Here is a 19,960-nt window from a genome sequence, read left to right on the forward strand (position 1 = left end):
CATTCGTCCGACAGAGAGGGGAAAGATAATTATGCTCCGTTCTCAAGCCAACTTCAGCATGGACTCGCTAGTCGAAGACGCCATCGAGGAAGCCGAGGGGGGACAGGACTCCCGACAGCGCAGTTCGGGGGCCGGGGCGAAGGCGCAGGCCGCGAACGCGTCGGGGACGATGACCGACGAGGAACTCAAGGACGTCCTCCAGGACCTCCAGACCGACATCACCGTGGTCGGCTGCGGCGGCGCCGGCGGCAACACCGTCAACCGGATGGCCGAGGAGGGCATCCACGGCGCGAAGCTCGTGGCCGCCAACACCGACGTACAGCACCTCGTGGAGATCGAGGCCGACACAAAGATCCTGATGGGCGAGCAGAAGACCCAGGGCCGGGGCGCCGGCTCGCTCCCCCAGGTCGGCGAGGAGGCCGCCCTCGAGAGCCAGGACGAGATCTACGACGCCATCCAGGGTTCGGACATGGTGTTCGTCACCGCCGGCCTCGGCGGCGGCACCGGCACCGGCTCGGCCCCGGTGGTCGCGAAGGCCGCCCGGGAGTCGGGCGCGCTCACCATCTCCATCGTGACGACGCCGTTCACCGCCGAGGGCGAGGTCCGCCGGACCAACGCCGAGGCGGGTCTGGAGCGGCTCCGGGACGTCAGCGACACCGTCATCGTCGTGCCGAACGACCGCCTGCTCGACTCGGTCGGCAAGCTGCCGGTCCGCCAGGCGTTCAAGGTCGCCGACGAGGTGCTGATGCGGTCGGTCAAGGGCATCACCGAGCTCATCACCAAGCCCGGCCTCGTGAATCTGGACTTCGCCGACGTCCGGACCGTCATGGAGAAGGGCGGCGTCGCCATGATCGGCCTCGGCGAGAGCGACTCGGACTCGAAGGCCCAGGACTCGGTGAAGTCGGCGATGCGCTCGCCGCTGCTCGACGTCGACATCTCGGGCGCCAACTCCGCGCTGGTCAACGTCACCGGCGGCAACGACATGTCCATCGAGGAGGCCGAGGGCGTGGTCGAGGAGATCTACGACCGCATCGACCCCGACGCCCGCATCATCTGGGGTACCTCCATCGACGAGGAGCTCGACGGCGAGATGCGCACGATGATCGTCGTCACCGGCGTCGAGTCCCCGCAGATCTACGGCCGGAACGAGGCCCAGCAGGCCAAGGCCAACAAGCGGCTCCAGGACATCGACTACGTGGAGTAGCCCCGCACGGTCCGCCCACCGCGCGCCCGGTTTCGACCCGGCCGAGTCCTGCCCGGCCCGCCCTGCCCCGCTCTCCACCGCTCGCAGTTCCGCGAGCCGTTGCGTTCGGCGCCGCGCCGCCCGAACCAGAGCAATAGATAGAAAAAGGGGCGTCTCCAAGCCCCGATAACATGGACGTCAAGCTAGACCTCTCGTCGTACGTGCGAGTACTCAAGCTCGCCAGCACGCCCTCGTGGGAGGAGTTCTCGAAGATCTCGAAGATCGCCGGCGCCGGGATCATCCTGGTGGGACTCCTCGGTTTTATCATCTTCGCCGTCATGAGTTTCCTCCCAGCGTAGGTGACCTGATATGGGAATGTACGCAGTCAAGACGACCGCGAGCCAGGAGCGCACCGTCGCGGACATGATCATCAACCGGGAGGAGCCCGAGATCCACGCCGCGCTCGCGCCCGACTCGCTGACGAGCTACGTGATGGTGGAGGCCGACAACGACGCGGTCATCAACCGCGTCCTCGAGGAGATCCCCCACGCCCGCAGCATGGTGCCGGGCAAGAGCGACATCTCGGAGGTCGAGCACTTCCTGTCGCCCACGCCCGACGTCGAGGGCATCGCGGAGGGCGACATCGTCGAGCTCATCGCCGGCCCGTTCAAGGGCGAGAAGGCCCAGGTCCAGCGCATCGACGAGGGCAAGGACCAGGTGACGGTCGAACTGTACGAGGCGACCGTTCCGATTCCGGTGACGGTCCGCGGGGACCAGATCCGAGTGCTGGACTCCGAAGAGCGGTAACCGCGACTGTACGCCGAACGAAGTGAGGCGTTTCGCCGACCGCTGACGCGGTCGGGATTTTTGGTCCAGATTTTTGCGTTCACGAGATGCTTTGCGTCTCGTGAGCCAATCAGAACGCTCCGCGTTCTGATGACGCCGAGCGGTGCCCGCAGCGAACGGAGTGAGCGAGGACACCCGAGGCGGAAAAAGGTGGTCTTACAGACCTTCCAGCGACCGCAACTTCTGCTCGACGCTCGGCGGCGCGGCGCTCGGCCCGTCGCGGACCCGGTGGTCCGGAATCAGCAGCGGCGCGGGGTTCTGGTCGAGCGCGGTCCGGACCACGTTCAGGTCGTCCTCGTCGGTGTGGTCGATCTCGCTCGTCATCCGGGCCAGCGTCTCGACGTCGATCTGGTCGCCGTAGGGGATCTTTCGGACGCGCTCGAGCACGCGGCGCTGGTCGGTCGGCACCGTGAGCGCGACCTCCACGTCCGAGAAGTCGTCCTCCTCGACCCCGCCGAGGTAGTCGAAGATGCGGTCGAGCAGGTCGTGGTCCTCGGCGGCCTCCTCGTCGGGGACCTCCGGGAACGAGACGCTGAGGACCCGGCCGCTGGCGACGCCCAGCTGGACGTAGCGCTCGAGGTACGGCGACTCGCGCGCGAAGATGCCGGTGACGCCGTCCCCGCCCGTAACGTCGCCGATGTCGGTCGCGACGCCACCGGGGCCGTCGGTGTTTCCGTCCTCGGCGTCGCCCGCGCCGGCGTCGTCGCCACTGTCGTTCATGCCCGCCGGTTGGAGCGGTCCGAACTTCAAGATTCCGCGGGCCGGCGCGCCGGGGCGCAAGTCTTATGTACAATTCCGTCCGTTGATGCACAATGATGAACGACAGCGAGGAACTCGCGCCCGCGGTCGCCGCCATCCTGGAGTCGGCGGAGAACCGAGGCGCCCCCGACGGCGGGCCGGTCTCGGTCGAGGCGCGGTCGCTGCCCGCGGCCCTCTCGCGGGCCGAGAACGACGGGCGGGTCCCCGTCATCGCGGAGGTGAAGCCGACGAGCCCGACGACCGAGGGGACACGCGACGCCGACCCGGTCGAACTGGCCGAGGCGATGGTCGAGGGCGGCGCGGCCGCCCTGTCGGTGCTGACCGAGCCCGACCACTTCGGCGGGTCGCCCGAGGACCTCCGCCGGGTCCGCGAGGCCGTCGACGTCCCGGTGCTCCGGAAGGACTTCCTGGTCCGGGAGGCCCAGCTCGACACCGTGGAAGCCGACGTCGTCCTGCTCATCGCCCGGTTCGTGGGCGACGACCTCACCGAACTGGTGGCGGCCGCGAAGGAACGGGGGTTCCAGCCGCTGGTCGAGGTCCACGACGCCGCGGAGCTGTCGCGCGCGGTCGAGGCCGGCGCCGACCTCGTCGGCGTGAACAACCGCGACCTGGCCCGGCTGGAGGTGGACCTCGAAACGTTCGAGGGCGTCGCGCCCGAAGCGCCCGACGACGCGACCCTGATCGCCGAGAGCGGCGTCGGCACGCCCGCCGACGTCCGCCGGATGCGCGAGGCGGGCGCCGACGGCCTGCTGGTCGGGAGCGCGATAATGGACGGCGTTCCGGAGTCACAGTCCGGAAGTCGAGGGACCTCGCCCCTCGAGAACGTGACGGAGAACACGCGGAGGCTGACACAGGCATGACGAAGGAGACACGAACATGAGCAGCGAATCCGATTCCAAGTTCGGCGACTACGGCGGTCAGTACGTCCCCGAGGCGCTGATGCCCGCCGTCGAGGAGCTGACCGACGCCTACGAGCGCTACGTCCTCGAGAACGAGGACGGCTTCATGGACGAGTTCCGCGAGCGATTGGGCGAGTTCGGCGGGCGGCCCACGCCGCTCCAGCGGGCCGACCGGCTGAGCGAGCGCTACGACCGGGAGGTCTACCTCAAGCGCGAGGACCTCCTCCACGGCGGCGCCCACAAGCTCAACAACGCGCTCGGCCAGGTCCTGCTGGCGAAGTACATGGGCAAGGAGCGCATCGTGGCCGAGACCGGCGCGGGCCAGCACGGCACCGCCACCGCGATGGCGTGCGCCCACCTCGACATCGACTGCGAGATCTACATGGGCCGGACCGACATCAATCGCCAGCGGCCCAACGTCTTCCGGATGCGGCTCCACGACGCCGCGGTCAATCCGGTCGACGTCGGGTCGGGGACGCTCAAGGAGGCCATCAACGAGACGATGCGCGACTGGGCGACCAACGTCGAGGACACCCACTACGTCATCGGCTCGGTGGTCGGGCCCCACCCGTTCCCCCGGATGGTCCGGGACTTCCAGTCGGTCATCTCCGAGGAGGCCCGCGAGCAGGTCCGGGAACGCGCCGGCCGGCTGCCCGACAGCGTGGTCGCGTGCGCGGGCGGCGGGTCGAACACGATGGGCGCGTTCCACGAGTTCGTGCCCGACGAGGACGTCGACCTCTACGCGGTGGAGGCCGGCGGCTCCTCGCTCACCGTCGACGAGGAGGAGGAGCTGGCGCCCCACTCGGCCTCGCTGTCGGTCGGCGACGAGGGCGTCCTCCACGGCGCGCGCACCAAGCTCCTCCAGAGCCGCGAGGGCCAAATTCTCGAGTCCCACAGCGTGAGCGCCGGGCTCGACTACTCTGGAGTCGGCCCGGAGCTGGCGTACCTCGCCGACGAGGGCCGGGTGACGCCGGTCAACGTCGGCGACGACGCCGCCCTGGAGGCGTTCCACCGGCTCTCGACGCTGGAGGGCATCATCCCCGCGCTCGAATCCAGCCACGCGCTGGCGTACCTCGAAGAGGCCGCGCTCGGCGACGAACCGGACGACCTCGGCGACCTCGTCGTCGTCAACGTCTCGGGCCGGGGCGACAAGGACCTCGACACGGTCATCGAGGAGAGCGACCGCCGGAACCTCGACGAGGCTCCCTCCATGGAGGTGTTCGAGGGTGAGCAGTGACGCCGAGCGGGCAGCCGGGAGCGATATCGAGGCCGCGTTCGCCGACGAACCGGCGCTGGTCTCGTACGTCGCGGCCGGCGACCCCGATGTAGAATCTACCAAGGAGTACGTCAGGGCGCTCGTGCGCGGCGGGTCGGACGTCGTGGAGCTCGGTCTCCCCTTCTCCGAGCCAATCGCCGAGGGGCCGACCATCCAGAAGGCCGTCCGCCGGGCGCTCGACGCCGGGATGACTCCCGACCGCTACCTCGACCTCGCGGCGGACCTCTCCGAGGACGTGGACGTTCCGCTGGTCTGCATGACGTACTACAATTTGATATACCAGTACGGCGACGAGGAAGGGCCCGAACCCTTCGTCGAGGCCGCCGCGGAGGCGGGTCTCTCGGGGCTCATCGTCCCGGACCTGCCGGTCGACGAGAGCGACCCCCTGAAGGCTGCCTGCGACGCGCACGGCCTCGACCTGATCTTAATGGTCGCGCCCACGACGACCGACGAGCGCCTCGACCGGATGCTCGACCGGGCGACCGGGTTCGTCTACGTGCAGGGCCGGATGGGGACGACCGGCGCGCGCTCGGACGTCAGCAGCGAGACCCACGTCAGCCTCGGCCGACTCGACGAGACCGACCTCCCGAAGGCGGTCGGGTTCGGCATCAGCGAGCGCGAGCACGCCCGGGAGATAGTCGCGGGCGGCGCCGACGGCGTCATCGTCGGCAGCGCGTTCGTGGACATAATTGCTGAACAGGAGGACACGGCTGACAGGCTCGAAGCCAAGGCCCGCGAACTCAAGGCGGGCGCGGTCGCCGGCGCCGAGGAAGTGCCGGAACCGGAAGGCAGATAACCGACCTTGCCACACTTTCGCACAACATGGACGCAGGAACCGCGGCACGACTCGACCGGATCGGCACAGACGGGAAGTACGTAATCGTCCCGATGGACCACGGCATCACGCTCGGCGCGGTGACCGGGCTCGGGGACATCGAATCGACCATCGACGCGGTCACGCGCGGAGGCGCGGACTCGGTCCTGACCCAGAAGGGTATCGCGCCCCGGGTCCACCCGAACAAGAACGACGCGGGCTACGTCATCCACCTCAACGCCTCGACGTCCATCGGCCCGGACAACAACGACAAGCGCCTGACCGGCACCGTCAAGGAGGCGGTCCGGGCGGGCGCCGACGCGGTCTCGTTCCACATCAACGTCGGCAGCAAGTACGAGCGCGAGCAGCTCGAGGACCTCTCGAAGATTACCGACGACGCCGACGAGTACGGGATGCCCGTGCTCGCGATGGCCTACGCCCGCGGCCCTGGCGTCGACGAGCACGACGCCGAGAACCTCGGCCAGGCGGTCCGGCTCGCCGAGGAGGTCGGCTCCGACGTGGTCAAGACCGCATACAGCGGCGACGCCGAGAGCTTCGAGCACGTCGTGGCGTCCACCAGCCTCCCGGTGGTCATCGCCGGCGGCGAGCCCGAGGGCGACCGCGCGACACTCGACGCGGTCCGCGGCGCGATGGACGCCGGCGCGGCCGGCGTCTCGATGGGCCGGTCCATCTTCCAGCACGACGACCCCGAGGCCATCACCCGAGCGGTCGCCGCAGTTGTCCACGAGGGCTACGCGGCCGACGAGGCGCTCCGCGAAGCCGAACTCGCCGTCGAAGCCTGATTCGGGGGTTCGAGTGGAGTGGCGACTTTGAGGATTGGCGATGCGAATTTTCGCTGTCGAAGTGGCGCGTGCAATCGCCGTTTTATGCGGCCGTGAACCCGCGCGAGGGATGAGCGAACGAGCGGCAGCGAGTGAGTGAATCGGCTGGGGAGGTGCGTGGCGGACGGTTGCGGTGCGGTTTCACAGGTGTCGTGTGAGCGGCGGTAATCGCTGACTTTGACACCTGCTGCTCACTCGGTAAATCTATCTTGGTCAGACTCTCCGGAACTGTCCTCGCTACTTCCGACCAAGAACAGAACGGATAAACGCATCCGACAAAATTTACCGAGCATGCAGCGAGCGCCGCAGGACTTCGGGCGGGTCCTCTCGTCGATGTGCACGGAGCCTCATCCCGCCGCCCGGGAGGCGGCCGAGCGGTTCCTCGCCGACAACCCCGGCGACCCCACGACCTATCCCGCGGTGGCCGACCTCGAGCGCGAGGCGGTCGAGACCCTCGGCGAGATCACCGGGCTGGCCGACCCCCACGGCTACGTCGCCAGCGGCGGGACCGAGGCCAACCTCCAGGCGGTCCGGGCCGCCCGGAACCTCGCGGACGCGTCCTCGCCAAACGTCGTCGCGCCCGAGAGCGCTCACTTCAGCTTCCAGAAGGCCGCCGAGGTGCTCGACGTCGAACTCCGGCTCGCGGCGACCGACGGCGACCGGCGGGTCGACCTCGCGGAGGTCCGGCGGCTCGCGGACGACGACACGGCCGTAATCGTCGGCGTGGCCGGCACCACCGAGTACGGCCGGGTCGACCCGATTCCGGCGCTCGGCGACGTGGCCTCGGACGTCGACGCGCTCCTCCACGTCGACGCGGCGTGGGGCGGGTTCGTCCTGCCGTTCACCGACCACGAGTGGAATTTCGCGCACGCCCCGGTCGACACGCTGGCCATCGACCCCCACAAGATGGGTCGGGCGCCGATCCCCGCCGGCGGCTTCCTCGCCCGCGACCCGGCGGTGCTGGACGCGCTGTCGGTCGAGACGCCGTACCTCGAGTCGACCGCCCAGCCGACCCTGACCGGTACCCGGAGCGGCGCGGGCGTGGCCGGCGCACACGCCGCGATGGCGGCCCAGTGGCCCGAGGCGTACCGCGAGAACTACCAGCGCGGCCAGGCCAACGCCGAGTGGGTGGCCGACGCGCTCGACTCCCGGGGGTACGACGTGGTCGACCCGGTCCTCCCGCTGGTCGCGGCCGACATCCCCCGCGAGGAGATCGAGGCGCTCCAGTCGATGGGGTGGCGGGTCTCGCCCACCGCGGCCGGCGAACTCCGCGTCGTCTGCATGCCCCACGTCACCCGCGAGATGCTCGAGGCGTTCGCGGCCGACCTCGACGCGGTCTGAGGGAGCGGTTCGAGGACGAACAGTTTTCCGCCAGTCCGTCGTCTGTCGGGTCGATGGCGAGTCCTCCTGCCGACCGGTCGGTCTCCGACTCCGCGCCCGCATCGCCCGAACCCGGCCCGCCCGAACCGCCGGCGGGCTACGGCGAACCCGTCGAGTTCTCCTACCCGGGGCTGTGGCTGTCCGTCGGGTCGCTGGTGCTGTTCGGCCTCGCGGTCCTCGGGTTCGGCAGGCTGATGAGCGCGATTCGCGGGGACGCGGCGCTGGAGTTCACCGTCGGCCCGGCCGGCATCGGCGTCGTCGCCGCCCTCTCGGTCGCGACCATCGTCGTCCACGAACTGGTCCACGGCCTGGTCTACCGCGTGCTGGGCTACCGGGTCAAGTACGGCCTCGCGCTCAATATGGGCGCGGCCTACGCCGCCGCGTTCGGCCAGTTCCAGACGCGCCGGGACAACCTGCTGGTCGGTCTCGCGCCGCTCGCGGTCTTCACCGTCGTTCTGACGCCACTGCTCGCGGGCCCGCTCCCGGTCGCGCTCGCGGCGTTCCTCGTCCTCGTCGTGAACACCTCGGGCGCCATCGGGGACCTCTACCTCTCGTGGCGCCTGCTCCGGATGCCCGAGGGCGCGCTGCTGTACGACGTCGACATTCGACACTCGTACATCTTCTACCCCGAGGGATGAGGGGCGATTATCGGTCCCCCTTGTAGTCCTTCTGCGGGACGTCCGCGACCTCCCCGCCGGCCTCCTGCCAGGCGGTGAAGCCCCCCTCGAGGTGCGCGACGTCCGAGTAGCCCATCTCGCCGAGTCGCCTGGCCGCCAGCGCCGACCGGCCGGCCTCATTGCAGAACAGGACGTAGCGCTTCTCGGGGTCGAAGAACTCCTTGTGGTACTTCGTCTCCGGGTCGGCCCAGAACTCTATCATCCCGCGCGGGGCGTGCTGCGCGTCGGGAATCGACCCCTCTATCCACACCTCGCGGATGTCGCGCACGTCCACGACCACGGTCTCCCCGTCGCGCGATTCGCCCGCCTCGTCGAGTTCCGCCCGCAGTTCCTCGACGGTGACAGACTCCACCGCCTCGTCGGCGGCCTCGGCCATGCCCCACGCCGTCCGGTCCAGTTCGGTCATGGGCGCGGAGTACAGGCTCCGACGCGAAGAACCTTGCGACGGGCTACCATCCCGGGGATGGTCCTCCGATCGCGGAACCCCGCTCGGTCCGAGACGGCGCCTCGGTCGTCGAACGTCTCCGGTTCAGGACTCGGCCGACTCGGCGCCCGACCCCTCGTCGGCGTCCGACGCCGACCGGACGTCGCGCTGGGCGTCGCCGCCGACCGGTTCGACTGCCGCGCCCAGCGCGTTGCGCTTGACGCTCCGGAGCCCCTTCTCGGCGGCCCGCTTCGAGGAGTAGCCCTGGCCCGAGTCGGCGATGACGTTGCCGTTGTCGTGGACCAGCCGCCAGCGCCACTTGCCGTCCTTGCCCTCGAACACCTCGAAGGTGGCCTTGGCGGGCGCCGCGAGCGCCTCGACGGTCGACCCGTCGAGCTGAGTCATCCGGACGCGGCCGCCGGACTTCTCGCCGACGAGCCGCTTGGCGGCGTCCCGACCCCGGCCGACCAGCGAGGGCGCGGCCGTCTCGGCGGTGTCCAGCGCGTCGAGCGCGGTCGAGAGCAGCGACCCGGAGAACTCCCGGACCAGCACGCGCTCGCCGTCCCGGTACAGCGAGACTGTGAGTCCCCGCCACTCGACGCCATCGGCCGCGGCGCTCTCGGGCATCTCGACCGCGGGGCCCTCCTCGGTCCACGTCTCGTCCCGCCGGTAGTCGACGCCGACGCTCGCCGCCGCCAGGTCGCCGTCGTCGCTCCGGTACGAGAGGTTGGCGCGCAGCCGCGGGTGCGCGACGAGCGTGTACTCGTGGTCGAACATGCCGCCGAGTAACGGCCGGACGGGTATGAGTCTGTTCGCCGGAGCGATTGCGAGGCGGATGGCTCGGCGTCGACGCCGCGGCGAGACAAAAAGCTCATAACCGTGCTACGGCGTCTATGGACTGTGTTTACCGCCGCCGGCCCAGCGTTCGTAGACACCGCCGCGCTGACCTCGCTCGAGTGGATCGCGCACGTCGTCGAGACCGCGACCGGATGGGCCGGGCTCGGCATCATCTTCGTCTACTCGTTCCTCATCGCGTTCGCGCTCCCCGGCGTGAGCGAGGTGGTGCTGGCGGCGCCGCTCGACCTCGGCCTCTCGCAGGCCGAGCGGCTCGGGCTCATCATCGTCGTCAGTGGGGTGGGCAAGGCCGCCGGCAGCATGCTGGCGTTCCACATCGGCCAGGAGGCCAAGGAGTCGGGGCCCATCATCGACTTCCTCCGGCGGTCCCGGTTCGACGTCATCGAGTGGTCCGAGAACAAGACCGTCCAGCTCGCCCAGAGGTGGGGGTACCTCGGCATGGCGGCGGCGCTGTCGGTCCCGTTCTTCCCGGACACCATCTCCATCTACGCGTTCGCGGTGCTCGAGGAGGACTACGCGAAGTTCGCGCTGGCGACGTTCGCCGGGAGCGTCGGCCGCCTGCTCGTGACCCTCTTCCTCGTCGGCTCGGTCGCGGCGCTCTGACCCGGTTCCGCCGGGACGCTCGGTTCTCCCGTCGCCCGACATCTTCCCCAAGCGAAGGGTTAACGGCCCGTGCGTCCCCACACGCGGACATGAAGTGCAACGAGGTGAGCGGCCGTGGCCGATAGCTCGCGGGTCGTGCCGGCGCTCGCAGCGCTGGTCGGCGTGGCCCTGACGGCCGCGCTCGGGTGGCTCCTGTTCGTGGTCGTGCCCGACGGCAACCTCGCGCGCCTGCTCGGGGTCGTGCTCGCGGTGGCGGTCGGCGCCGCCGGCGCGCGGACCGCCGGCAGGGTGGCCTCGAGCTGGGCCGCCTCGTACGACGTGGCCGAAGTCGCGGTCGAGGGGCCCATCACCCGCGACGGCGGCGGGAGCACCGTCCCGCCCCGGCCCGGCGGGACCCCGGCCGACGACATCGTCGACCAGATCGAGCGCGCCGACGAGGACGACGCCGCCGAGGCGCTGCTGGTGCGGCTCAACACGCCCGGCGGCGAGGTGGTCCCGAGCGAGGACATCCGGCTCGCGGCCGAGCGGTTCGACGGCCCGACGGTCGCCTACGCGACCGACGTCTGCGCAAGCGGCGGCTACTGGATCGCCAGCGGCTGCGACGCCATCTACGCCCGCGAGGGGAGCATCGTCGGCTCCATCGGGGTCATCGGCTCGCGGGTCAACGCTAAGGGGATGGCCGACAAGCTCGGCCTGGAGTACGAGCGGCTCGCTGCCGGCGAGTACAAGGACGCCGGCCAGTCGCTCAAGGAGATGACCGAGGACGAGCGACAGTACCTCCAGGGGCTCATCGACGGCTACTACGAGGAGTTCGTCGACCGCGTGACCGAGGGCCGGGACCTCAGCGACGAGCAGGTCCGGGACACCGAGGCGCGGGTGTACCTCGGCGACGACGCCGAGGCCATCGGGCTCGTCGACGACCTCGCCACCAAACAGGAGGTCGAGGACCGGCTCGCGGCCGACCTCGGCGTCGAGGAGGTGACCGTCGAGGAGTTCGAGCCCGAGCGCGGCGTGATGGAACGGCTCCGGGGCGGCTCGCAGGCGGTCGCCTACGCCTTCGGCGCGGGCGTCGCCGGCGCGGTCGCGGGCGACGACGCGACCGGCGCCGACGGCTTCGAGTTCGAGCTCCGATAGGTCCGACCGACTCGTTTTGGTCGGGTTCAGGTCGGTTCTCCGTGCAACAGGCAACAACAATTATTGATACGTCCGGTGTGCCGGATGTATGGGCGACCGCTTTACGCGGCGCAAGTTCATCGCTTCCAGCGCCGCAGCGAGTCTCGTGGGGGTCACCGGTTGCAGTTCGCTGACCGGCGGCAACACCAGTCGACCCGCCGACAGCGGCGGCGACGCGACCGGCCGCCGGGCGGCTGCGCCCCGGACCACCGTCGACCAGTCCGAGCTGGAGCCGCTCGACGTCCGCGGCGCCATCTACATCCCGGCCCGCGCGTTCAACTTCTACCAGCAGTGGGCCGAGTACGACCGCGAGGTCATCGAGCGCGACCTGGGGTACGCCAGCCGGGTGAACCTCAACGCAATCCGGACGTGGACGAGCCTCGAGGTCTGGCGCGAGGAGCCCGAGGCCCTCCGCGAGCGGATCGAGCACTTCCTCTCGACCGCCGACGACAACGGCCAGCAGGTGCTGCTCGGCCTGTTCGACTTCGCCGGCAAGGAACCGACGAGAGAGCGGCTCCACGACACCGACCCCCGGTCCGCGACCGGCGTGCGCGAGCCGTCGTCGAAGATCGCGCGCAACGAGCGGCTGTGGGACGAGCCCCGGGAGTACGTCCGGTGGTTCATGGAGCACTTCGGGGACGACGACCGGCTGCTGGCCATCGAGGTCATGAACGAGCCCGGCTGGCAGTCGCACTACCAGGAGTTCGCCCACGGCATGTACAAGACCGCCGACGAACTCCAGGGCGACGCCCGGCTCACCATCGGGTCGACGAGCATGGCCAACAACGCCGACTACGTCGACTGGGACGTCGACGCCCTCCAGTTCCACTACAACTTCGCCGAGAGCCCCGCGGTCTACATGGACATGCTCCGGTCGAACAGGGACATCGCCGAGGACCTCGACGTCCCGGTGTGGCTCTCGGAGTGGCAGCGCGTGCGCCACTCGACCGGCTTCGCGACCGAGCCGCCGGACGACCAGAAGTACTCGAACTACTCGTCGCTCGCGCCGCTCATCCACGAGGCCGGGTTCGGCAACTTCTTCTGGTCGCTGATGGTCCAGCCCGCGTTCGTCCCGGCCCAGCGCCAGCACGGCGTGCTCAACGGGCTGTTCCACGAGGACGGCGCGGTCTGGAGCCTCGACGACGCCCGGGCCATCAAGGCCATGTCGGGCGACCCCTCGTTCGACGGCGAGGAGCGCCAGCAGTGGCCCGAGTGGGCCGCCGCGGTGAAGGACGGGTCGTAGCCGGCGCCCTCCCGGTGTACCTCACGAAAACGCCGCCCTGGCCGTCAGCCGGCTGATATTGGCCCCGGCTCTCGCGCGGGAAAGCTCACGTTGACGTCCGGCACGGCCTCGGCGACCGACTGCCGGGCGTCCCAGTACCGCTCGGCCAGCGAGAACCCGAGGGAGTTGCGCGCCCACCAGCTCTTCCGGTCGAGCATCGTCCACGGGTTCGTCGTCGCCGCGACCGACGCGTCCCAGCCCTCGGCGTGCCAGCGGTCCACCGCCTCGCAGTAGTTCCGCAGTCGGACGCGCGAGCCGGATTCGGTCGTCGGCGCGTACTGGTGCCACGGCTCGACCACGTGGAGCTTGACGTGCGACCCGTTCATCGGCAGAGTGGCCGGCGTCCCCGTCTCCTTGATGTAGTGGTACACCGAGAAGACGACACGCCGGACTTCGCCGGTCCGCTCGTCGACCAGCACGTACACCGGCTCGTGGTCGTCGGCGTGGCTGTCCACCGGCGTCACGCCCTCCTGGTGGCTGTACCGCAGGAAGTAGACGTAGACGTCGGTCGGGTGCTCGGGCGAGGAGAAGATGCCGGCGTAACTGGCGGTCGGGCGGACCGCGAGGTGGTCGACGTCGGTCTCGGGCTGGTAGGCCTTCAGCCGGGACTCGTCGTACTCGCAGGAGACGCCCGACTGGTCGGCGGCGAGCGCCGGCGCGCCGACGACTGTCGCGGGTAGCAGCGCCGCGAGTAGGAGCGTCGCGAGCAGCGGCGCCGCGAGGGTGACGGTGGCGGTGCGCATCCGGTCGCGGGAGCTAGCGGACTCACGGTGTTAAGTGGGTCGGCGAGTCCGCCGCGAACGGACCGGCGGCTCGGGGGAAGCGTCGGACACACCGCTCCCCGTCGCGGAATCGCGGAGAAGCGAGCCCACCCCGGTTCCGGCCTGTCCGGCCGAGCGCTCGCGCCCCGTCAGGCTGCGGCTCGCGCGCCGCCCTGGTCGGGCGCGACGCCGGCGGTTACTTGAACCGGAACGTCTCGAGGTTCTTGGGCGCGAACGTCCGCATGTTGAAGTCGTGGTAGAGCGACGACGAGAGGTCCTGGACGCTCGACTCGTCGCCGTGGACGCACAGCACCTTCTCGGGCCGTGGGTTCATCGTCTTCACGAAGTTCATCAGGCCCTGGCGGTCGGCGTGGCCGGAGAAGCCGTCGACCGTCTCGACGTCGAGCTTGAGCGAGAGCTTCCCGTTGCGGCCGCGGCCGCCGCCGCGGTTCATCGGGATCTCGTCCCAGCCGTTCTGGATGCGCCGGCCCAGCGTCCCCTGGGCCTGGTAGCCGACGAACACCATCCGGCTGTCCGGGTCGGGGCCGACGTGCTCGAGCCACGACATGATGGGGCCGCCGGTGACCATGCCGGAGGTCGAGAGGATGATGCACTGGTCGCCGTCGGCGACGTCGCGGCGCTCCTCCTCGCCGCCGTCGATGTGGTTGAACTGGTCGGCGAGGAACGGGTTCTCGTCCTCGTGGAAGATGCGGTCACGGAGGTCGTCCCGGAGGTACTCGGGGTAGGTCGTGTGGATGGCGGTCGCCTCCCAGATCATGCCGTCTAAGTGGACCGGCATCTCGGGAATGTCGCCGTTGCGCATCGCCTCCTCGATGACCAGCATCATCTCCTGGGACCGACCCACAGCGAACGCCGGGATGAGGACCTTCCCGCCCTTCTCGTAGGTCTCGTTGATGACCTTTCTGAGCTTGCGCTCGGAGTCCTCCTGGTCGGTCTGGTAGTCGTTGCGACCGCCGTAGGTCGACTCCAGGACGAGGGTCTCGACCCGCGGGAAGTCGTTGACCGCGCCGTTGAACAGCCGGGTGTCGTCGTAGTGGATGTCGCCGCTGAACGCGACGTTGTACAGGCCGTCGCCGATGTGGAAGTGCGACACCGCGGAGCCGAGGATGTGGCCCGCGTTGTGGAGGGTCAGCTTCACGTCGGGCGCGATGTCGGTGACGTCGCCGTACTCCAGCGGGATGGTGTGCTTGATGGCCTCCCGGACCATCTCGGACTCGTACGGCGGCGCGCGGCCCTCCTTGGCCGCGACGTCGAGGTAGTCGAGCTGGAGCAGGCCCATCAGGTCCCGGGTGGGCTCGGTGGTGTAGATGGGGCCGTCGTAGCCGTACTTGAACAGCAGCGGGATGAGCGCCGAGTGGTCGAGGTGGGCGTGGGTCAGCACTACCGCGTCGATGGTGTTGGCGCCCGCGCCCAGCGCCTCCTCGACCTGGAGGTACGGCACCTCGTCCTCGGCGCCCGGCTTGTCGCCGCAGTCGATGAGGATGCGGGTCTCGGGCGTCGAGAGGATGAACGAGGCCCGGCCGACCTCCCGGCAGCAGCCGAGCGTGGTGATCCGGACGTACTCGTCGTCGGACATCTCCTCGCGGTGGATCTGGCGGCCCACCTTCTCGAGGATGTCCCGGCGCTCGTCGCGCTCCTGCTTGAGGAAGTTCCGGACGTTCGAGACCGTCGAGGACTCGATGGGCGGGGTCCGGACGACCTCGGGCGTCCAACCGACCTCCTGGGTAATCTCCCGGAGGGTCGAGCCGTGCTTGCCGATGACCATCCCGGGCTTCTCGGCCTCGATGACGACCTCGCCCGTGTCGGCGTGGAAGTCGAGGTCGGTCACGCCCGCCTCCTCCGGGATGACGTCGAGCACGTCCTCGCGGGCGTCCTCGGGTCGGGACAGCACGTCCGGGTCGGGCCGGACCGTGATGCGCTTGCGGAGCTGGCTCGCCAACTGCCGGATGAGGTCGCCGTTCCGGGCGAACTTCTTGGGGTCGCGCGTGTACACGACCAGTTCCGGGCCCTCGTACTTCACGTCCGACACCGAGATGTCGCTCGGTAACTCGCTCGTAATCTCTGCTCGCAGGTCCTCGAGTTGCTGGTCTACTTTACTCATAGTGAAAAAGTCGTTCCGTCTGTCCGTGCTGACCCCTTGGCGGTCCCGAGGCGCCGACCGGCCGCGCGCCACTGCTGGCGAATCGCTCGGTGACGAGCGTCGAACCGGTCGGAGTGGCATCAGGACTACGATGCAGAGTACAGCACAGCATAGATCTCGCTTCTCCGCGGGGTGTTGGAACTCGCACTCTGCGAGTCGCCCTCGCCCCCGGCGACACCGGGGCGGACCGGACGCTCACTCGGGGACGCAGGAAAACCCGCTTAATCGGCATTAGTCCCCGGGGTTATAAAAGCCTTCTCAAAAATCCGCAGAACCAAACCGCTGGAACCCCTGGTCGGGTCCATGCGACTGACTCGCGACCGCGTCGCCGAGGAGTACGAGTGGGTCCGCGGTCGGGCCGACGCGGTGGTCCCCCTCATCAACGACGTCCGGGCGGACCTCGGCGACCTGTTCGAGACCGACGTCGACGAGGTGACCCCGGACGACTACCGCCGGGAGGTCGACGCCGTCTTCGCCGACGGCGACCGCGCGGTCAACGTCGCCGCGATGGTGGCCATCCTCCGGGACCTGGACGTCGAGGGCGACTACCCGGGGTTCGTGGTGGACGAACTCCTCGGCCGGGAGCTCGCCGGGACCATCGCCGGCGGGCAGCCCCTCCGCCTGCTCGGCGAGGCGACGTTCCACTACGCGGACGTGACGACCCACGGCGACCCCGAGGACCCCGCGGGCGCCGATGACCTCGACGCCGCCCTCGCGGCCGGGTTCCAGACGCGACTGCCGGGCTGGGACTGGACCGAGAGCGAGAGTCCGTTCGCGGTCGGAGAGGGGCTGGATTCATCCGTAGAGGAACACGAGTAGACCATTAGCAGACGCTCGGTGACACTAACCACCGGCAAACGCTCCGTGACCCAAGGACGGTCTGGGTGGACCGAAAGGGGCCGGCCGGTCGCGTACACTTTAGGCGTCTCAGCGACCCCTATCGGAGCCGGGCGTTGCGGAGAGGCTCCGATATGTCGCTGAGCGCCCGTCTCGTGAGCGTAGCGAACGAGACCTCGGAAGACGCAGCCCGCGCAGCGTAGCGAGCAGGAACGTCTTCCGGTGGCGACCGGCCGGGGGCTTTCTAAACCGAGTCCTTCCAGTCTTGTCAGCTGCTGTCGTTGGCTGTCACTCCTCCGAATCGTCCGACACCTCGTCGCCCTCCCACCCCTCGACGTACACCCGTCCCTCGTCCACGCCCTGCTCGGACAGGTACTCCCGCGTGTCGACGACCATCTCTGGAACGCCGCAGACGTAGAAGTCCCGACTCCCGAAGTCGTCCAGGTAGTCGCCGAGGTGGTCCTGGACGTGGCCCTCCGGCCCCCGCCAGTCTTCGTCGGCCTCCGAGAGCACGTAGGCGACCTCCAGGTCGTCGTTGGCGGCAGCGAGCTGGTCGAGCGTCTCGCGGTAGATGACGTGCTCCTGGTCCTTCTCGCCGAAGAAGAAGTGGGCGTGGCCGCTGCCCTCCTCGACGTACTGCTTGACCATCGCCACCATCGGCGTGATGCCGGTCCCGGTCGAGACGAACGCGACGTCCCGGTCGAGATCCCGGAGGGAGAGGTTGCCGTCGAGCTCCTCGATTTCGACGGTGTCGCCGGGGTCGCGCTCGTGCATCCACGTCGACGCGACGCCGTCGGGGTAGCGCTTGATGGCGAGCGCGATGCGCTCGGTGCCGGGGAGTACCGTCGCCGTATAGGGCCGGACGACCTCGTCGTCCGAGTCCCCGCCCTCGCCCTGCTCCGCGTCGTCCGCGGCCGGGCTCTCGGCGCGGTCGAAGTGGACGTGGGTGTGCTGGCCGGGGTCGTACTCGAAGGTGTAGCCGTCGGACTCCAGCACGAACTGCTTGACCGTCGGGGTCATCTGGTGGACGGACGTGACCGTGACCTCGTGCGTGTCGGTCATTGATTCGGGGGAGGTACGCCGAGAAGCCGGATAACTCGGACGGCCGGTGCGACCGGGGCGGCCCTCGCCCGGCGTGGCCTAGGGTACCGCGCCACGAACGAAGCCTAAGGAGCGCGGCGGCGTACCCTCGCTATGAGCCTCCTCGTCGCCGGGAAGCGGTCGCCGGACCCCGACGCACTCGCCGACGCCGCCGCGGACGGGTTCGAGCGCGTCGAACTGTACCTCGAGCGCGAGCACCTCGACGCCTTCGACGAGACGCTGTCGGCCTGCCGGCGTGCGACCGTGGACGTCGCGTCGGTCCACACGCCCCACGTCGCACCCGACGAGGCGGCGTACTTCCGGCGGGCCGACGGCCTCGCCGACGCGCTCGACGCCGTCCTCGTGGTCCACTCCACCCGGACGAACCTGGTCGCGATTCCCGAAATTCTGGACGCCACCGACTTCGCCGCTCCCTTCGGCTTCGAGAACTCGACCGGCCACAGCGAGTTCCACGTCCGGAACGCGATTCTCGACGCCGGCCACGACCTGATTCTCGACACGGCCCACCTCTACACCGCCGAACGGGAGTATCTCGACTCGCTGGAGCGTCTGCTCGACGACCACGCGGACCGCATCCCGGTCGTCCACTGCTGCGACGGACGGCGCGTGCGAGACGGCCTGGCGTTCGGCGACGGAACGATGGACGTGCCGGCCGTCGTCGCGACCCTCCGCGAGCGATTGGATGACGCCGTCGTCGTCCTGGAAGTGCCGACCGACCGCCAGGCCGAGACGCTGGACCGGTACGAGTCGGTGGTCAGTGGAGGGACGCCCCAGGAAGTCCGCAGTGCCGACCGAAACTGAGGATTTTTCCGCCGCGGCTCCGAGCGACACGGTATGCAACCCGCGACGCTGTGCTACCTCCTCCGGCCCGACGACGAGGAGGTGCTACTCATCCGCAAGAAGCGCGGCCTCGGCGAGGGGCTGTACGTCGGCCCCGGCGGGAAGGTCGAGGACGGCGAGACGCCCAGGGAGTGCGTGGTCCGCGAGGTCGAGGAGGAGATCGGCGTGACGCCCCGCGACCCCGAGAAGGTCGGCGAGTTCCGGTTCGTCTTCGGGAACGACCCCCGGATGTTCGTCCACGTGTTCCGCGCGGAGGCGTTCGCGGGCACGCCCGCGGAGTCCCCGGAGGCCGACCCCGAGTGGTTCGACTACGACGCGGTGCCCTACGACGAGATGTGGGAGGACGACCGCTACTGGCTGCCCCACCTGTTTGCGGGCGAAACCTTCGCGGGCGAGTTCGTCTTCGACGCGGAGGGCGACGAACTGCTGGAGTGGGACGTCGAGACGGGCGTCCGGGACGTGGACGCGGTCGCGGAGTTCTGATTTTCGCGGTGCCGAGTCGGCTACGGCGTCTCGTCGCGCTCCGCGTCCGAGAGTTGGGCGACGAACCGGCGGTTCGGCGGCGGCGAAACGGCGAGTTCGACCTCCGCGACCAGCGTGTAGTACCGCCGCCGACCCTCCCTGTAGGAGTCGACGACGCCGGCTTCCGTCAGCGCGTCGAGGTGGTGGGTCGCGGTCTTCCCGTCCATCCCGACGGCTTCCATCAGCTCCGAGACGTATCGGTCGCGGCGGCTGAGCTCCCGGAGGATGTCGAGGCGGGCCTTCGAGCCGAGCAGTTCGAGCGTGTCCATACTGGAGATAATATTCCAAAGAACACTTATCTTCTTTGCTCCGCAATACTCGAACGCAATGGCCGAAGTCCCCGAGTCCGAGGAGGAGGAACAGCAGCCGAACACCATCACCGACGGCTACTTCGAGGAGGAGTACCACATCGACGCCGAGTCGGCCGGCGAGTTCCTGATCGAGCTGGGCGAGCAGCTCCGCGACCAGGACGAGATCAACATCACCGGCGACGACTGGGAGCTGCCGTTCGCGTTCGGCGAGCCGGTCGAACTCGACATCGAGTTCGAGGGCGACGGCGAGCCGGAGCTCGAAATCGAGGTCGAACTGGATGGGCGCATCGAGGACGAGGCGCCCGACCTGTCCTGACGAGGGACGCGAACGTCTCGCCCCGGGTCGCCCAGTACAGCGCCGACCGGCTGCTCGCCGGCCGGCATCGCGTCGAGTCCGGCAGTCGGTCCACGTCT

General features: G+C 69.4%; 23 protein-coding genes. 16 read left to right on the forward strand and 7 right to left on the reverse strand.

What is annotated here, in order from left to right; genetic code table 11:
• Nucleotides 1–58 precede the first annotated feature (58 nt).
• The 3 genes from ftsZ (at nt 59) to DVR07_RS01735 (ending at nt 1,990) form a co-directional block, all read left to right on the forward strand.
• Nucleotides 59–1,204: a cell division protein FtsZ gene (gene ftsZ / locus DVR07_RS01725; RefSeq protein WP_115795055.1), complete on the forward strand. Its 1,146-nt coding sequence runs from the start codon at nt 59–61 to the stop codon at nt 1,202–1,204.
• 170 nt (nt 1,205–1,374) lie between these two features.
• On the forward strand, nt 1,375–1,542 hold the full coding sequence (locus tag DVR07_RS01730; RefSeq protein WP_115795056.1) for a protein translocase SEC61 complex subunit gamma: 168 nt from the start codon (nt 1,375–1,377) through the stop codon (nt 1,540–1,542).
• Nucleotides 1,543–1,552: 10 nt separating this feature from the next.
• Complete coding sequence (locus DVR07_RS01735) at nt 1,553–1,990, forward strand: transcription elongation factor Spt5 (protein ID WP_115795057.1); 438 nt, start codon at nt 1,553–1,555, stop codon at nt 1,988–1,990.
• A 195-nt stretch (nt 1,991–2,185) separates the two neighbouring features.
• Here DVR07_RS01735 and DVR07_RS01740 read toward each other — a convergent pair whose 3' ends face one another.
• On the reverse strand, nt 2,186–2,668 hold the full coding sequence (locus DVR07_RS01740) for an MGMT family protein (protein WP_394338813.1): 483 nt from the start codon (nt 2,666–2,668) through the stop codon (nt 2,186–2,188).
• A gap of 176 nt (nt 2,669–2,844) precedes the next feature.
• On the opposite strand from DVR07_RS01740, the gene trpC reads away from it, so the two are divergent.
• The 6 genes from trpC to DVR07_RS01770 all read left to right on the forward strand — a co-directional run bounded on the left by trpC (nt 2,845) and on the right by DVR07_RS01770 (nt 8,637).
• Nucleotides 2,845–3,648, forward strand: a complete 804-nt coding sequence (trpC, locus tag DVR07_RS01745) for an indole-3-glycerol phosphate synthase (protein WP_115796275.1) — start codon at nt 2,845–2,847, stop codon at nt 3,646–3,648.
• Between the two features lie 16 nt (nt 3,649–3,664).
• Nucleotides 3,665–4,924 carry a tryptophan synthase subunit beta gene (gene trpB / locus DVR07_RS01750; protein WP_115795059.1) on the forward strand — a complete coding sequence of 420 codons (1,260 nt, stop codon included), beginning with the start codon at nt 3,665–3,667 and terminating at the stop codon, nt 4,922–4,924.
• Complete coding sequence (gene trpA, locus DVR07_RS01755) at nt 4,914–5,759, forward strand: tryptophan synthase subunit alpha (RefSeq protein WP_115795060.1); 846 nt, start codon at nt 4,914–4,916, stop codon at nt 5,757–5,759. The genes trpB and trpA overlap by 11 nt, the downstream gene beginning before the upstream one ends.
• Before the next feature lie 26 nt (nt 5,760–5,785).
• Nucleotides 5,786–6,580: a 2-amino-3,7-dideoxy-D-threo-hept-6-ulosonate synthase gene (locus DVR07_RS01760; protein WP_115795061.1), complete on the forward strand. Its 795-nt coding sequence runs from the start codon at nt 5,786–5,788 to the stop codon at nt 6,578–6,580.
• Between the two features lie 309 nt (nt 6,581–6,889).
• The gene (gene mfnA / locus DVR07_RS01765; protein WP_275895647.1) at nt 6,890–7,960 is read left to right on the forward strand and encodes a tyrosine decarboxylase MfnA; all 1,071 of its coding nucleotides are present in this window, start codon (nt 6,890–6,892) and stop codon (nt 7,958–7,960) included.
• 53 nt (nt 7,961–8,013) lie between these two features.
• Complete coding sequence (locus DVR07_RS01770) at nt 8,014–8,637, forward strand: DUF3267 domain-containing protein (protein ID WP_115795063.1); 624 nt, start codon at nt 8,014–8,016, stop codon at nt 8,635–8,637.
• Between the two features lie 7 nt (nt 8,638–8,644).
• Here DVR07_RS01770 and DVR07_RS01775 read toward each other — a convergent pair whose 3' ends face one another.
• Nucleotides 8,645–9,082 carry a rhodanese-like domain-containing protein gene (locus DVR07_RS01775; protein ID WP_115795064.1) on the reverse strand — a complete coding sequence of 146 codons (438 nt, stop codon included), beginning with the start codon at nt 9,080–9,082 and terminating at the stop codon, nt 8,645–8,647.
• 123 nt (nt 9,083–9,205) lie between these two features.
• Nucleotides 9,206–9,877: an HVO_2922 family protein gene (locus tag DVR07_RS01780; RefSeq protein ID WP_115795065.1), complete on the reverse strand. Its 672-nt coding sequence runs from the start codon at nt 9,875–9,877 to the stop codon at nt 9,206–9,208.
• A gap of 165 nt (nt 9,878–10,042) precedes the next feature.
• Between DVR07_RS01780 and DVR07_RS01785 the strand changes: the two genes are divergently transcribed.
• The 3 genes from DVR07_RS01785 (at nt 10,043) to DVR07_RS01795 (ending at nt 12,974) form a co-directional block, all read left to right on the forward strand.
• Nucleotides 10,043–10,558 (forward strand): YqaA family protein, encoded by a 516-nt coding sequence (locus tag DVR07_RS01785; protein WP_193570056.1) that lies wholly within the window; start codon nt 10,043–10,045, stop codon nt 10,556–10,558.
• A gap of 114 nt (nt 10,559–10,672) precedes the next feature.
• Nucleotides 10,673–11,692, forward strand: coding sequence for a signal peptide peptidase SppA (gene sppA, locus DVR07_RS01790; protein ID WP_115795067.1), 1,020 nt, complete (start codon nt 10,673–10,675; stop codon nt 11,690–11,692).
• An 88-nt stretch (nt 11,693–11,780) separates the two neighbouring features.
• Nucleotides 11,781–12,974, forward strand: a complete 1,194-nt coding sequence (locus DVR07_RS01795; protein WP_240147424.1) for a glycoside hydrolase — start codon at nt 11,781–11,783, stop codon at nt 12,972–12,974.
• Between the two features lie 44 nt (nt 12,975–13,018).
• On the opposite strand, the gene DVR07_RS01800 is transcribed toward DVR07_RS01795, so the two are convergent.
• Nucleotides 13,019–13,756 carry a hypothetical protein gene (locus DVR07_RS01800; RefSeq protein ID WP_115795068.1) on the reverse strand — a complete coding sequence of 246 codons (738 nt, stop codon included), beginning with the start codon at nt 13,754–13,756 and terminating at the stop codon, nt 13,019–13,021.
• Between the two features lie 214 nt (nt 13,757–13,970).
• Complete coding sequence (locus DVR07_RS01805; RefSeq protein ID WP_115795069.1) at nt 13,971–15,896, reverse strand: beta-CASP ribonuclease aCPSF1; 1,926 nt, start codon at nt 15,894–15,896, stop codon at nt 13,971–13,973.
• Nucleotides 15,897–16,238: 342 nt separating this feature from the next.
• Between DVR07_RS01805 and DVR07_RS01810 the strand changes: the two genes are divergently transcribed.
• Nucleotides 16,239–16,754, forward strand: a complete 516-nt coding sequence (locus DVR07_RS01810) for a hypothetical protein (RefSeq protein ID WP_115795070.1) — start codon at nt 16,239–16,241, stop codon at nt 16,752–16,754.
• A 306-nt stretch (nt 16,755–17,060) separates the two neighbouring features.
• Here DVR07_RS01810 and DVR07_RS01815 read toward each other — a convergent pair whose 3' ends face one another.
• On the reverse strand, nt 17,061–17,834 hold the full coding sequence (locus DVR07_RS01815; protein ID WP_115795071.1) for a ferredoxin--NADP reductase: 774 nt from the start codon (nt 17,832–17,834) through the stop codon (nt 17,061–17,063).
• A 132-nt stretch (nt 17,835–17,966) separates the two neighbouring features.
• Between DVR07_RS01815 and DVR07_RS01820 the strand changes: the two genes are divergently transcribed.
• Both DVR07_RS01820 and DVR07_RS01825 read left to right on the forward strand, forming a co-directional pair.
• Entirely contained in the window at nt 17,967–18,674 is a 708-nt protein-coding gene (locus DVR07_RS01820) for a sugar phosphate isomerase/epimerase family protein (RefSeq protein WP_115795072.1), read from the forward strand.
• A 33-nt stretch (nt 18,675–18,707) separates the two neighbouring features.
• Nucleotides 18,708–19,196 (forward strand): 8-oxo-dGTP diphosphatase, encoded by a 489-nt coding sequence (locus DVR07_RS01825; RefSeq protein WP_115795073.1) that lies wholly within the window; start codon nt 18,708–18,710, stop codon nt 19,194–19,196.
• Between the two features lie 20 nt (nt 19,197–19,216).
• Here the strand turns inward: DVR07_RS01825 and DVR07_RS01830 are convergent, their stop codons facing one another.
• A complete protein-coding gene (locus DVR07_RS01830) occupies nt 19,217–19,504 on the reverse strand; it encodes an ArsR/SmtB family transcription factor (protein ID WP_115795074.1) in 288 nt (95 codons plus the stop codon).
• Nucleotides 19,505–19,562: 58 nt separating this feature from the next.
• Here DVR07_RS01830 and DVR07_RS01835 point away from each other — a divergent pair, with 58 nt between their 5' ends.
• Nucleotides 19,563–19,862, forward strand: coding sequence for an amphi-Trp domain-containing protein (locus tag DVR07_RS01835; RefSeq protein ID WP_115795075.1), 300 nt, complete (start codon nt 19,563–19,565; stop codon nt 19,860–19,862).
• Nucleotides 19,863–19,960: the final 98 nt, after the last annotated feature.

Origin of the sequence: Halorussus rarus (assembly GCF_003369835.1) — an archaeon.
Taxonomy (GTDB): Archaea; Halobacteriota; Halobacteria; order Halobacteriales; family Haladaptataceae; genus Halorussus; species Halorussus rarus.